This window comes from Halovulum sp. GXIMD14793 (genome assembly GCF_054457435.1).
The window spans coordinates 1-12,769 of sequence record NZ_JBTLNE010000078.1; the positions used below are offsets into that span (position 1 = coordinate 1).

Here is a 12,769-nt window from a genome sequence, read left to right on the forward strand (position 1 = left end):
CTTGAGCAATTTGAGGGCTCCGCGCCCGGCGCGCTTGCCCAAAACGAAACCAACGAATATGAAAACCAGACCCGCAGACTCTCGTTATGAATGAGGGAGCCTCGGGGGGCAGGTCAGATACTGCGTCATGGGCGTGGCCTCCGTAGTCTCGGAGCCGAGGTCTTGTTTCGGGCAATCTGTTCCCCGTCGCTATCAGCATTTGAAGTGTCGGACTGCTGGCCAAGGATAGCGTTCGGATCAGACTTCAGGCAGGCCTCCCATGTGGCCAATTCTTCAAACAGGGTGTTCGAACATAGTTCGTCCCTGTCCGCCACATTTGATGTTGTGTGGTTTTTCCCAATAACTTCTGGATAGGGATAGTAGCCCTTCAGACCTCAGGCTCATGCCTTAGGCCACAGACACAGATCTCACTTCTATATTGACTTGGTGCCCGAACTTTGCGTCTGACCGATTTCAGGCGCGTTCGGCGTATTCCATGGTTTCGGTATTGACCACGATATCCTCATCCTGACCGACAAATGGCGGGACCATAACACGGACGCCATTGTCCAGAACGGCCGGTTTGAAGCTGTTGGCGGCGGTCTGGCCTTTCACGGCGGGCTCTGTCTCGGCCACTTTGCAGGTGACTTTCTGAGGCAGGGCGGCGGACAGGGCTTCGCTTTCGTAATATTCGATTGTAACCATCATCCCGTCCTGCAGGAAGGGGCGGCGGTCGCCAAGGATATCTGCGGGCAATTCGATCTGCTCGTAGCTGTCGGTATCCATGAAAACCAGCATGCCGTCATTTTCATAAAGGAACTGCTGGTCTTTCTGCTCCAGCCGCACACGCTCTACCTTATCGGCTGAGCGGAAACGCTCGTTCAGTTTGGAGCCGGTACGGATGTTCTTCAGTTCCACCTGAGCAAAGGCCCCGCCCTTGCCGGGCTTCACATGGTTGACTTTTACAGCGATCCAAAGGCCGCCATCATGTTCCAGAACATTGCCGGAACGGATTTCATTGCCATTGATTTTGGGCATCTGCTGCTCTCCGATATCGCTTTGGCTCAGCGCTATATCGCTAAGCAGGCGGGCTGTCCATCACCCTTGGCGTGGCAAAAACCATGCCGAACAGGACGGCAACCATCGTCATGGGTTCCGGATGATAAAGCACCCCGTCAACCAGGGATATTGCCAGAAGGGTATTCAAAGCCGTGAAAGCCCCGATACGGGTCGCGTCCCGGTCGGCCCTGGTATGGCTGGTGCCGCGCAGCCAGTAATAGAGCAGCACGCCCGCGACACAGATTGCACCGAGTATACCCAGATTGACCAGCAACTGCAGAGGGAAGTTATGGGGATGCAGCCATTCCACCTCGGTCCCTTTGGTCAGATAGCGATAGTGGTCAAAGCCGTGGCCGATCACCGGGTGTTCGCGGAAATAGTCAAGTGCGGCGCTCCATGCGCGCATGCGCCCGCCAGCAAAGGCATCGGCGGATGTCGCCTCAACCGTGCGGTTGAAGGACGTGATCAGCCCGTAGCTGAACATCGGAAGTTTGGGGATCAGTGACAATCCAGCGCCAACGGCGGCTGTGGCCAGAAACGGCAGCAGGCTGGCGCGCATCTGCGGCCAGAACAGTGCCAGCGACAGGGCATAGGCTGCAACGATCCCGACCAAAGACCCGCGAGAGCCGGACCAGAACAGCATCGCCCACAGCAGCACCGCCCCCAGCCAGAGGACCGGTCCGCGTGACATACCGAATCCCATGGCAAGTGCCGTCGCAAGAAAGATCGCCCAAAGCCGGACGTGTTCATACCCAACTGGCCCGCCAAGCCAGTTCATCGACGGCTCGTCGATATAAAGCAGATACAGCAGGACAAGAATGGGCAGATGCACCAGTGGCAGAAAAAACACGGCTTTGCCAAATGCGTCCCAGAGGCGGCGGTCAAACCGGCTGCACAGGAATGCGACGGAAATTGCCAGCACCACGAAGATCAGCCGCAAAAGCAGTTCTATCGCGCCGTCCATCGGATGGCTGGCGTTGAGTGCCAGCCCCAGAAGGATCACGCCTGCGGCACCAATCAGGCCCAGCAGGATCGGTGCGGGGGGCGCTTTGACGAAGTTTGCGCGGGTCAGGCCAAACAGGATCGCGACGAATATCGTCAGCATCTGGAAAGCGGGAAAGAGATTGATCACACTTTGATTGCGCGGGCCGTCAAGGCTACCAAGGGCCAGCCAACTTATAGCACCGACCGTCGGGATTGAGGCCAGCAAAACGGGAAGAAAAACGGGAGAGCCGATACGGATCTGGGGCATGGGTCTGACCTGAATACAATTTTGGCCCGAACCCTGTCAGCCAAACGGCTTTTGCGCAACTGCCAAGCTGTGCGAGCCGAAAGGCTGTGTCGCATATGTCAGGATATGGTACCGACGCCCCGACTTGAACGGGGGACCTCCTGATCCACAATCAGGCGCTCTAACCAACTGAGCTACGTCGGCACCGTGCGCTGTCACCTAGCGCCAAGTTCTGCTGAATGCAAGAGGGCGCGGGTTGATTTTGCGCCCGCATCGCGCTAAGGCGCGGCCCTTGTGATCAGGAGGCTGGCAATGGGTATCAACACACCAAGTGACGCGGAAACAGAACTGCAGATCGGGCCGACCTCCGAAGGTATGGTGCGGCTTTTCGTGGCTGGCGGCGGGGTAGAGTTGCCGATGGACTTTGATCCCGAAGAGGCTGAGGAAATCGCCGAGGAACTTACAGCGGCTGCGAAACGCGCCCGCGCAATGGCGCGATGACGCAAGCGGCCAGATGGGCCGTGCCAGCGGAGTATGATGCGCTCGGCCAGTTGTTTCATGCTGCTGTTCATGCAGAGCCAAGCCCTTATACCAAGGCGCAGCGCCAGGCCTGGATGCCAGAGCCGCCAAACGGTGCGCGCTGGCACGACCGGCTTGACGGGCAGCGCGTGGCCATGGTTTGCGATGATGGGCAGAGCCCCTTGGGCTTTATGACGTTGCGGTCCGATGGCTATGTCGATCTTGCCTATATTCTTGCCGCGGCGCGCGGGCATGGTGTGTTTCGCCGGTTGTTCGCGTTGATTGAGCAAGAGGCGCAGGCTTTGGGCCTGACGCATCTTTCAACCCATGCCAGCCTAGCGGCGCAGGGACCGTTTAAGGCCGTCGGTTTCGAGGTTGTCCGCCATGAGGTTGTGCAGCGGGATGGCGAGCACCTGAAACGGGCTGAGATGGAATGCCGCCTAGGATGACAGCTGGACAGGCCCGGTTCTGGGGTCGGTTGCCCGCAACAGCCGCTCGGCCGCGGTGCGGGCCAGTTTCAGCGTGACGGCCTTTCGGCGCGGCGCGGCCAGTCGTGATACCGGGGCAGGGCGGATCAGGCTGGCATCATAGGGGTCTGCGATGATCAGGCCGGTCTCAGTGGGCAGCAGATCGGTGGGAAAATCTTCATCCACCGCCCAGAAGAACCGGTCGCACCAATCCAGATAGCCCTGCCATTTGCTGTCGGACATATAGTCGGCGCGGCTTGATTTGCATTCGATGATCCAGATCTCCCCTTTTTTATCAAGGGCGATCACATCGACGCGCAGGCCCCGGGTCGGCACAAACTCGGTCACTGAGGTCAGGCCGAGCGTGGTCAGATGGCGGCAGACGCCTCGTGCCAGAAGTTGTCCGGGGGCCAGATCATCGCGCATGGCTCACTATGAACATTTAGCGAACATCGCGTCAAGAGCGGTTGCATCAATCCCGTCTTCGGGGTGCAGCAGACCCAGGGCGGTCAGGCGGTCGGCGTAGCGGTGGGCCTGTGCCTCGATCGAATAGTCCAGCGCCATGCGTGTGGCCCCGTGCGCGGCCCGCGCCCGCGCGGCTGCGGGATCATCAGCCACACAAAGCATCGTGCGGGCCAGCGCGGCAGCGTCAATTTCGGCCCATTGCGCACCGGGCGTGGGATAGATCGCCTGTTCGGGCGGCACCGGCACCAGATCACAGGGAACCGGAAAGGCGGTGTTTTCGGTGCAGAAATCCCGGGTGCCGGACCAATCCGTTGCGATCACTGGCACCCCCATTTGCAACGCAAACGCAGGCAGATAGCCAAACCCCTCGGCTCGGTGCGGGGACACCAACGCTGCGGCACCGCGGACCAGCCCCAACAGCCCGTTCATCGGCCAGTCCTCACGGATCAGCCTTATACGGCGGTCGATGGCTGCGGCCCGCATGATCTGACGCATCTGACCTTCCGGATCGCCCCAGTGGTCCGAGGGCGCAGGGCGTGTTTTGATGATCAGTTCCACGTCGCGGCGCGGGCCGAATGCCGCCTGAAACGCCCGCAGGGCGGCCAAAGGGTTTTTGCGGCAGACAGAGGAATGCTCGTCAAAAGCCATAACAAACCGGGTCACCCCGGGCCTGGGATGGCGCGGTTGGGCGGTCACCGGCGGCAGGCCCTTGCGCATCAGCATCACCTTACCGCGAAAGGTCCGGCGATAGGTCTGCGCCACAAAGACCGAGGGCGCCCAGATTTCATCCAGCATATCCAGCGCCAACCGATGCGCCTGCGGCAGCCGGTTCAGTTCCCATAAGGCAAAGCCGATATGATAGGCGTCACGGAACCGGTAATGCATCAGCATCTCTTGCGGTATGCGGTCCGCATTCATGTGATAGAGCGCCACTGGGCGGCGCAGCCTGCGATGCGCAGGACCGGGCAGGGCGGCGGCCGGGGCGCAGGGGAGGCCGATATGTTGCAGTGCGGACAGGCTCATCCGCAGGTTCTGGCTTAGCCCGGTCTCGGCCTTTGCATCGCCATGCAAGGCCAAAACGGGGTGATCCGTGCTGAGCTTGCCAAGCCCGGGATGAGACGCCGGCAGGTGGCGGTGCAGCTGTTCCAGCCAGTCTTCGGTCGCCCATGGAGAGACGAAGCTTGTCAGACTGCGCACAGGTAGCCTGAGCGTCAGCGCCAGAAGGAATTCAAAGCGGGTCAGCGGTGAATGTTCCGGGGCCAGCGGGGCGCTTAGCCAGGCCGCATGACCGGGCAGGGTGCATGCCCCAGTTTCCAGAAACTGCAGAAACGCCGTGGCCCGGTCGTTCTCGGCGCTTGGCGGTCGGGTCGACCGGTAGGCCCTTAACAAGGGATGATCGGCTTTTATCTGCTGCAGATGGCGGAGCAGGTGTGGGCTGTCATCCTCGACCTCCAGCGCAGCCTGTATTGCCTCAGGCACGTCATCAGAGGGCTGGATCCGCAGGTGATCCAGTGCCTGACGGACCAGATGGCGAGGCAGGTCTGCAGCATAGCGTGACAGTTCGCATAAGGTGACCCGAAGGTCGCTGTCGGGCAGGTCTGTCATCGCTCGATGGACCAATGCCTCGGTCAGGGGCAAACCATCGGGATTGGCGCGCAGCAGGCGCAAGAACAACCGTTTTTGCGCTGCATCCGGCCCTACAATGGCAACCGAGGGAAGCCCGGCAAACGCAAGCAAATCCTCTGGCGGGGGACCGTTCAGGCGCAGGCGGACCCGCACAGGGTGCCGCAGCTTTAACGCCAGACCGGCCAGGGCCTGCAGCAGACCAGACCGGCTGCGCCATGGTCGATCACACAGGATCACACTGCGCCGGGTGCCTGCCACCAGCCGCGCCATGCGCTGCCAGTCGCCCCACCGCGCCGCCCATTTCCGGGGGCCTCTGGGCGCATTGGCGAAACAGCGCAGGAAAAGAATGGCGTGGTCTGCCCCTGCGACTTTGCGCAGATCGGTGCGAGGGAACCCGCCAGGCAGCAAGGTCACCGCCTGTGCCTTGATCCCCGCAACATGCAGGCTTTCGATCAACTGCGCCTCCTGCCGGTGCTGCAGGGCGCTGCTTAGCGTGAAACTGCCAAGCACAAGCACTTGCGGCGCGTGGGATGTTCTGGGACGGGACAGGCTCATGCCTCAGCCATCGCGCATCAGAGTTAATTCCGGTTTAAGCCACGGTCCATTTGCAACCGCGCAACAAATCCCTATCTTGTCGGGTGGCGGGCACTGCGCGGCTCGTGACAAGGCGACATCCTGGTGGCCTTAAAAGTTCTTGAGGGAGCTGGCTCTGTTTGGGATCGTGGTCCCTTACATCTGGTGCCCACCTGGTTATCCAGGCTCTCAAGGATCGCACGCCTCCACGGTCGAGGCGGTCCCGCCACCCTTGCACCGCAAGGGGCACCATGTGACAAGGTTTGCATGGATATTGCCGAGATCAAGAAACAGCTTCGCCAACGCTGCGCCGCATCGCGCAAAGCAGCGGCACGGGTCTGCGATCCGGCCCCCGCGCAGGCGCGGCTTGTGCAATATATCGAGGAAATCCCAGCGCTTGAGACGATTTCCGGCTATTGGCCGATGCGCGACGAGATGGACCCGATGCCTGCTTTGACCAGTCTGCATGAACAGGGATTTGGCATCTGTCTGCCGGTGGTCCGGCAAAAAGGCACATCTCTTGTCTTTCGGAACTGGCACCCGGGGGCGCAGATGGTGCCGGGGGCTTACGGCGAAATGATCCCCGCCGATGAGACCCAAGCCGAACCAGACGCCCTGATCGTGCCCTTACTGGCGTTTGATCAGAACGGGCACCGCCTTGGCTATGGCGGGGGCTACTATGATCGCACGCTGGCGGAACTGCGCAGCCGCCGCCGCGCCTATGGTATCGGCTTTGCCTATGGGGCGCAGCTGATCGATGATCTGCCGGTTGGCCCCTATGACCAACCGCTGGATGTCATCATCACCGAGACCGCCACAATCCTGCCCCGCTGATCGCGGTTGCCTGTTGCAGCCCCCGGGCATAGGGTCCGCCGGGGTTGAATGAGGACAGGCATGCGGATTCTGTTTTTAGGAGATATCGTTGGACGGTCAGGGCGCGATGCCGTCAAGGCGCGGATCGGTGAGTTGCGGGCCGAGTGGAAGCTCGACTTCATCATCGTGAACGGGGAAAATGCCACCTCGGGGATGGGGCTGTCCGGCGCACATGCGCAAGAGCTGCTTGGCGCCGGTGTGGATTGCCTGACGCTGGGCGACCACGCCTTTGATCAGCGCGACATGATGAGCTTTATCGAGACGGAACCGCGTATCATCCGCCCGCTGAATTTCTCAAAAAATGCGCCGGGTAAGGGCGCGCGGGTCTTTAGCACGGCGTGCGGCGAAAAGGTTCTGGTGACCCAGGCCTTGGGGCAGGTCTTTATGAAGCGGCCCTTTGATGATCCGTTCTCGGCACTGGAGGCCACGCTGAAAACAACGCCGCTGGGGGCGGTGCAGGCGGTGGTCGTGGATTTTCATGCCGAAGCAACGTCAGAGAAAATGGCAATGGGGCATTGGTTGAACGGGCGGGCCTCGCTTGTTGTGGGCACGCATACTCATGTGCCGACGGGGGATGCCTACGTGATGTCGAAGGGCACCGGCTATATGACCGATGCTGGGATGTGTGGGGACTATGCCACCGTGATCGGCATGGATCCCGAGGAACCGCTGAACCGGTTCATCACCGGCATGCCCAAGGGGCGCTTTACCCCCGGCAGTGGTGAGGCGACCCTGTCAGGCGTTCTGGTGGAAACCGAGCGGGCAACCGGTCTGGCGAAATCCGTTCACGCAATCCGCATTGGCGGGGTTTTTGCCAGCGCCGCGCCATGAACCGCAGCGTCATGATGTTCGCGCTTCTGGCTGCCCTGGGGCTGTGCTGGGGCCTGACCATCCCTCTGGGACGGCTTGCAGTGCTGGCGGGGTACAACCCGATTGGCCTGCTGACATGGCAGATCATCATTGTTACGGCATTTACCACCGTGGTCCTGCTGGTCCGGCGGACGCCGTTTCCGCTGTCGCGCCGTTTTCTGGAGTTGTTCGTGGTGGTTGCGGTTTTAGGGACGCTGGTTCCGAACTTTGCCGGTTACACCGCGGCCAAGGGTCTGCCCGCCGGGATTTACGCCATCATCATCGCTTTTGTTCCCATCTGCACCATGCCGATTGCCGTTCTGGCCCGGTTCGAACCCTGGAACTGGGCGCGCGCGGCCGGTTTGGTGCTGGGGGCAGCGGCTGTGATCTTGTTGGTACAGCCCGAGGCTCTGCCCGAAGGCATCGGCTGGGCTTTTGTGGCCTTGGCGCTGATCGCGCCCATTTGTTACGGTTTCGAGGCGAATTATCTGGTTTGGCGTGGAGACCACGGGCTGGACCCCTTTGCCATGTTATGGGGTGCAAGCGTGCTGGCGCTTGTTGTGGCACTGCCGACCGCATTCGCGACGAAGTCCTTTATCGGTCTCTGGCACCCACCGCAGCCCGAGGATTGGGCGATCCTGATCTCAGGTGCGGCGCATTGCTTGGCCTATTCCGGCTATGTCTGGCTGGTCGGCAAGGCGGGCGCCGTGTTTGCGGCGCAGGTCGCCTATATCGTTACGGCAACCGGCTTGGGCTGGTCCATGCTGATCCTGAAAGAAGGGTATTCCGGCCATGTCTGGATTGCCTTTGCCCTTATGATGATTGGGGTTGCGCTGGTCCAGCCACGTGATGAGAGCAGCGAACAGGCTTGAGCCTGTCTGTCGCTTGCGCCATGCTGCGGCGATATCTGCCGAGGGTTCCTGATGTTTGACGCTGTCCCCATCGCCAATGCAGAGGGCTGGTTCACCCTGCTGGTCCTGCTTTTGATGCTGGTCATGTTCATCCGCGAAAGCTTTCCCACCGAGGTGGTGGCGCTGGCAGGCGCAAGCATTTTTCTGATCTCAGGCATTCTGCCGGCCGAGGATATGCTGAGCGTCTTTTCCAACCCGGCACCCTGGACGATTGCCGCGATGTTCGTGATCTCGGGCGCATTGGTCCGCACCGGGGCGCTAAACGCACTGACCCATGTGGTCAGTGATCAGGCGGCGCACAGGCCAAAAACCGTGCTGTTGATCTTTGCGGCGATCATCGCCTTCGCCTCGGCCTTTATCAACAACACACCCGTGGTGGTTCTGCTGATCCCGGTCACCGTGCAACTGGCCAAGTCAATGGGGATGGCAAGTTCCAAGCTGCTGATCCCCTTGTCCTATATGGCGATATTGGGCGGGATTTGTACGCTGATCGGCACCTCCACCAACCTTCTGGTGGACGGGGTGGCGCGGCAGGCAGGGCTGGAGCCGTTCTCGCTGTTCGAGGTCACGCCGCTGGGCTTATGTCTGGTGGCCTGGGGCTTTTTCTACATGCGCTTCATTGGCGCGCGGCTGTTGCCGGTGCGTGAGACGATGGCCGAGCATTTGTCGGACCGCCGCAAGATGAAGTTCTTTACAGAGGTGGCCATCCCCGAAGGCTCGCCCCTGATTGGTGCCACGGTTTCTGAGGTTCCGATTTTCCAGCGCCCGGGGATGCGGCTGATTGATGTGCTACGCGCGGATGAATCGCTGCGCAGGCGCTTCCCGGATGTGACGCTGGAAAAGGGGGACCGTGTGGTTCTGCGAACCGAAGTAGGGGAGTTGCTGGGGCTAAAGGAATCCGATGACGTTAAGCTGGTGGATGAGCTTGCGTCACGCTTCACCACGACGGTCGAGGCATTGATTTCACCAGGCAGCCGCATGATCGGGCGGTCGCTGGGCTCTTTGCGTCTGCGGCGGCGCTATGGGGTTTATCCGATAGCGGTGCATCGCCGGAACCAAAATATCGGCCGCCAGTTGGATGAGGTCGTCGTGCGGGTTGGCGATACGCTGTTGCTGGAAGGGTCCCCGGTGGATATTCAGCGCCTGTCGGCGGATATGGATATCGCCGATATCACCGAGCCGACGGAACGCCCCTATCGCCGCAATCATGCGCCACTTGTGCTGGCTGTGCTGGCCGGGATTGTTCTGCTGTCGGCCTTTGGCGTGGCGTCAATCTTTGCATTGACGGTGCTTGGGGTGGCGGCAGTGCTGCTGAGCCGGGCGATTGATTCTGAAGAGGCGTTTCAATCCGTTGAAGGCGGGCTTCTGGTGCTGATCTTTTCCATGCTGGCTGTTGGTAAGGCGCTGGAGAATTCCGGCGCGATTGCGCTGGTGGCCGAGGCGCTGGCGCCATATCTCAGCCAGTTGCCGACATTTTTCATGATCTGGTCGATCTTTCTGCTGACATCGGTGCTGACGGAACTGGTGTCCAATAATGCGGTGGCTGTGGTTGTGACGCCCGTGGTGATTGGACTGGCGGGTGCAATCGGCGTCGATCCGCGCCCGCTTGTGGTGGCGGTCATGGTTGCGGCGTCGGCAAGCTTTGCAACACCCATCGGTTATCAGACCAACACGCTGGTTTATGGGCCGGGCGGCTATCGCTTTACCGATTTCATGAAGGTCGGCATTCCGCTGAATGTCTCTATCGGGTTGCTCGCCAGCGCACTGATCCCGGTATTCTGGCCGCTGACGCCGTGACAACCGTGTAGGGTGGGTTTAAACCCACCCTACCTTTATCGCTTACGTAGACGCACGTCGCCAGGCAACCAGCCACAGACCTGCAAAGATGATGGAGGCAATTGCATTCCACCCGGCCATGGAGATGCCCAGCATCGACCAGGGTATTTCATCGCAGCGCACCAATGGGGCGGCCATGATCTGGTTGAATAACTCGTCTGTGGACACATCAGCCACCGGCCCCGATGTGCACGTATCCGGCCCTGGCCACCAATGCTGCTCGACCCCGGCATGATAGACACCGATCCCGGCTGTTGTCAGCGCCGCCAACGCGCCAAAAATCAGCAATGGGCGCCAACTGGCCGCCACCAGATACAAAAGCCCCAGCACGATCGCGATCCCATGCGGCCAGCGTTGCCAGATGCAGAGTTTGCACGGCGCCATGTCTGCCAGATACTGAAATCCCAGCGCACCCAGAAAAAGCACGGCGGAGCCTCCGGCGGCCAGCAATGTCAGAGTTCTCGCGCTCATATGTACTTTAACACCGCAAAACCTGCTGCCAGCAAGACAAAAAAGGCCAGAGTCAGCCAGCCAAAGTAACGATCAATGAACTCACGGATTTCCGCGCCGTATTTCCACAACAGCGCTGCGACCAGGAAAAACCGGGCAGCACGCGCCACCAGCGACGACACCATAAAGACCCAGAAGTTCAGACCCGTGGCACCAGAGGCAATGGTGATCACCTTATAGGGAAACGGCGTCAATCCCGCAAACAGCACCGCCCATATGCCGTGTTCGTTAAACTTGTCCCCGAACATGGCAAAGGCCTCCTCCTTGCCATAGAAGGCCAGAACCGGCTCGCCGATCACATCATAAAGTTGCGCGCCAATCAGATATCCCAGTGCCCCGCCAGCCACCGAGGCCAGCGTGCAAACCCCGGCAATCAGCCAGGCGCGATGCGGGGCGGCCAGGACCATCGGGATCAACAGAATGTCTGGCGGGATGGGAAAAACCGAACTTTCTACAAAAGACACCACCGCCAACGCCCAAAGCGCATAGGGTTTCTCGGCCAGTTGCAGGGTCCAGTCGTAAAGGCGGCGAAACATCGGGTTACCTTTGTAAGTCGCCTGTTATGCAGCATTCCTGCCGCATGCGGTCAAGTGCTTTACGCTTTGTCAGGAATCATGCTTACAATACTGCAACCGAACTGAGGACAGGTGGCCGTTATGAAATGGCGCGGACGACGCGGCAGTAAGAATATAATTGACCGGCGCGGCCAGCGCAGCGGTGTCAGCCGCGCGGGCGGGGTTGGCGGGCTTGGTATTGTCGGCACGCTGATCGTTCTGGCCATCGGATATTTCATGGGCGTCGATGTCCGTCCGTTCCTCAGCGGGGATGTCGGCCCTGCGGGCACTGAGGCGCAACAGTCAGATGCCGAGGATCAGGCAGGTCGCTTTGTCTCGGTCGTTCTGGCCGACACAGAAACCGTCTGGGCCGAGATTTTTGCCAAACAGGTTGGATCCCGCTATCGCCCGCCGGAACTGGTGTTGTTTTCCGGGGCGACACGCTCCCCCTGCGGCGGCGCATCCGGGGCGACGGGCCCGTTCTATTGTCCGGCGGACAATCGCGCCTATCTGGACACATCTTTCTTTGCGGTGATGAAGCAGCGCCTGGGCGCGGGGGGCGATTTTGCCGCCGCCTATGTTGTCGCGCATGAGATCGCGCATCACGTGCAGGACGAACTGGGCATCCTAAGCAAGGCCAATCAGACCCGCCAGCGGGTCAGTCAAGTGGAAAGCAATCGCATCTCGGTTATGATCGAACTGCAGGCGGACTGTTTTTCCGGTATCTGGGCCCGCTATGCGCAAGACCGGCTTGGCACCATCGAACCGGGCGATATCGAAGAGGCGATCAACGCGGCCCAGCGCATCGGCGACGACGTGCTGCAAGCCTCTGCCGGGCGGCGACCTATGCCGCATACCTTCACCCATGGCACTTCTGAACAGCGCCAACGCTGGTTTATGCAGGGTTATCGCACCGGCGATCTGAACCAGTGCAACACCTTTGGCGCGCAGCGGCTCTGACAGGGCTTGCACAGCGCTGCAATCGTGATAGAAGCCTCGGGTCGGAATGTGCGGGCGTGGCGGAACTGGTAGACGCGCTGGATTCAAAATCCAGTTCTGGCAACAGAGTGTCGGTTCGATTCCGACCGCCCGTACCATCCGAATTTCCCTGAACGGTAAGCAGCTTGTTTAGTCCTGCCTAGCGCATCGCGCTAACATCTGAATCATCCAACGCTGCCCAAAATAATAGATTTCAACGCGTTAAAGCGTTTCGACATTAATCTGAGACATATCCGGCAGCCTTGAAGTAGTTCCAGCATTCTGTTGGGTCGTAGAGATCGCAGATAGCTGCGATGGCGTCGAAGACTTCTGTGAAGG

At 60.3% G+C, this 12,769-nt stretch carries 13 protein-coding genes, 2 tRNA genes and 1 other RNA gene; 9 read left to right on the top strand and 7 right to left on the bottom strand.

What is annotated here, in order from left to right; all coding sequences use genetic code 11:
* Nucleotides 1-453 precede the first annotated feature (453 nt).
* The 3 genes from efp to ACW9UQ_RS16915 all read right to left on the bottom strand — a co-directional run bounded on the left by efp (nucleotide 454) and on the right by ACW9UQ_RS16915 (nucleotide 2,473).
* A complete protein-coding gene (efp, locus tag ACW9UQ_RS16905; protein ID WP_458932186.1) occupies nucleotides 454-1,017 on the bottom strand; it encodes an elongation factor P in 564 nt (187 codons plus the stop codon).
* 40 nt (nucleotides 1,018-1,057) lie between these two features.
* Nucleotides 1,058-2,290 (bottom strand): O-antigen ligase family protein, encoded by a 1,233-nt coding sequence (locus ACW9UQ_RS16910; RefSeq protein ID WP_458932187.1) that lies wholly within the window; start codon nucleotides 2,288-2,290, stop codon nucleotides 1,058-1,060.
* A 106-nt stretch (nucleotides 2,291-2,396) separates the two neighbouring features.
* Nucleotides 2,397-2,473, bottom strand: a tRNA-His gene (locus ACW9UQ_RS16915).
* Nucleotides 2,474-2,581: 108 nt separating this feature from the next.
* On the opposite strand from ACW9UQ_RS16915, the gene ACW9UQ_RS16920 reads away from it, so the two are divergent.
* On the top strand, nucleotides 2,582-2,770 hold the full coding sequence (locus ACW9UQ_RS16920) for a DUF6324 family protein (protein WP_458932188.1): 189 nt from the start codon (nucleotides 2,582-2,584) through the stop codon (nucleotides 2,768-2,770).
* Complete coding sequence (locus ACW9UQ_RS16925; protein ID WP_458932189.1) at nucleotides 2,767-3,237, top strand: GNAT family N-acetyltransferase; 471 nt, start codon at nucleotides 2,767-2,769, stop codon at nucleotides 3,235-3,237. The genes ACW9UQ_RS16920 and ACW9UQ_RS16925 overlap by 4 nt, the downstream gene beginning before the upstream one ends.
* On the opposite strand, the gene ACW9UQ_RS16930 is transcribed toward ACW9UQ_RS16925, so the two are convergent.
* Together ACW9UQ_RS16930 and ACW9UQ_RS16935 are read right to left on the bottom strand one after the other, a co-directional pair.
* Nucleotides 3,229-3,681 (bottom strand): MmcB family DNA repair protein, encoded by a 453-nt coding sequence (locus tag ACW9UQ_RS16930; RefSeq protein ID WP_458932190.1) that lies wholly within the window; start codon nucleotides 3,679-3,681, stop codon nucleotides 3,229-3,231. The genes ACW9UQ_RS16925 and ACW9UQ_RS16930 overlap by 9 nt on opposite strands.
* Before the next feature lie 6 nt (nucleotides 3,682-3,687).
* On the bottom strand, nucleotides 3,688-5,901 hold the full coding sequence (locus ACW9UQ_RS16935) for a glycosyltransferase (RefSeq protein WP_458932191.1): 2,214 nt from the start codon (nucleotides 5,899-5,901) through the stop codon (nucleotides 3,688-3,690).
* Nucleotides 5,902-5,988: 87 nt separating this feature from the next.
* On the opposite strand from ACW9UQ_RS16935, the gene ssrS reads away from it, so the two are divergent.
* The 5 genes from ssrS (at nucleotide 5,989) to ACW9UQ_RS16960 (ending at nucleotide 10,349) form a co-directional block, all read left to right on the top strand.
* Nucleotides 5,989-6,147: non-coding RNA, 6S RNA (gene ssrS, locus ACW9UQ_RS16940), on the top strand.
* Nucleotides 6,148-6,186: 39 nt separating this feature from the next.
* Nucleotides 6,187-6,753, top strand: a complete 567-nt coding sequence (locus ACW9UQ_RS16945; protein WP_458932192.1) for a 5-formyltetrahydrofolate cyclo-ligase — start codon at nucleotides 6,187-6,189, stop codon at nucleotides 6,751-6,753.
* Nucleotides 6,754-6,813: 60 nt separating this feature from the next.
* Complete coding sequence (locus ACW9UQ_RS16950; protein WP_458932193.1) at nucleotides 6,814-7,623, top strand: TIGR00282 family metallophosphoesterase; 810 nt, start codon at nucleotides 6,814-6,816, stop codon at nucleotides 7,621-7,623.
* Nucleotides 7,620-8,513 (top strand): DMT family transporter, encoded by an 894-nt coding sequence (locus tag ACW9UQ_RS16955; RefSeq protein WP_458932194.1) that lies wholly within the window; start codon nucleotides 7,620-7,622, stop codon nucleotides 8,511-8,513. Before ACW9UQ_RS16950 ends, ACW9UQ_RS16955 begins: the two co-directional genes overlap by 4 nt.
* Before the next feature lie 51 nt (nucleotides 8,514-8,564).
* The gene (locus ACW9UQ_RS16960; protein WP_458932195.1) at nucleotides 8,565-10,349 is read left to right on the top strand and encodes an SLC13 family permease; all 1,785 of its coding nucleotides are present in this window, start codon (nucleotides 8,565-8,567) and stop codon (nucleotides 10,347-10,349) included.
* A 42-nt stretch (nucleotides 10,350-10,391) separates the two neighbouring features.
* Here the strand turns inward: ACW9UQ_RS16960 and ACW9UQ_RS16965 are convergent, their stop codons facing one another.
* Together ACW9UQ_RS16965 and ACW9UQ_RS16970 are read right to left on the bottom strand one after the other, a co-directional pair.
* The gene (locus ACW9UQ_RS16965) at nucleotides 10,392-10,859 is read right to left on the bottom strand and encodes a disulfide bond formation protein B (protein ID WP_458932196.1); all 468 of its coding nucleotides are present in this window, start codon (nucleotides 10,857-10,859) and stop codon (nucleotides 10,392-10,394) included.
* Complete coding sequence (locus tag ACW9UQ_RS16970; RefSeq protein WP_458932197.1) at nucleotides 10,856-11,434, bottom strand: YqaA family protein; 579 nt, start codon at nucleotides 11,432-11,434, stop codon at nucleotides 10,856-10,858. The genes ACW9UQ_RS16965 and ACW9UQ_RS16970 overlap by 4 nt, the downstream gene beginning before the upstream one ends.
* A 120-nt stretch (nucleotides 11,435-11,554) precedes the next feature.
* On the opposite strand from ACW9UQ_RS16970, the gene ypfJ reads away from it, so the two are divergent.
* On the top strand, nucleotides 11,555-12,412 hold the full coding sequence (ypfJ, locus tag ACW9UQ_RS16975; RefSeq protein WP_458932198.1) for a KPN_02809 family neutral zinc metallopeptidase: 858 nt from the start codon (nucleotides 11,555-11,557) through the stop codon (nucleotides 12,410-12,412).
* A 50-nt stretch (nucleotides 12,413-12,462) separates the two neighbouring features.
* Nucleotides 12,463-12,549: transfer RNA gene (locus tag ACW9UQ_RS16980), tRNA-Leu, on the top strand.
* Nucleotides 12,550-12,769 lie beyond the last annotated feature (220 nt).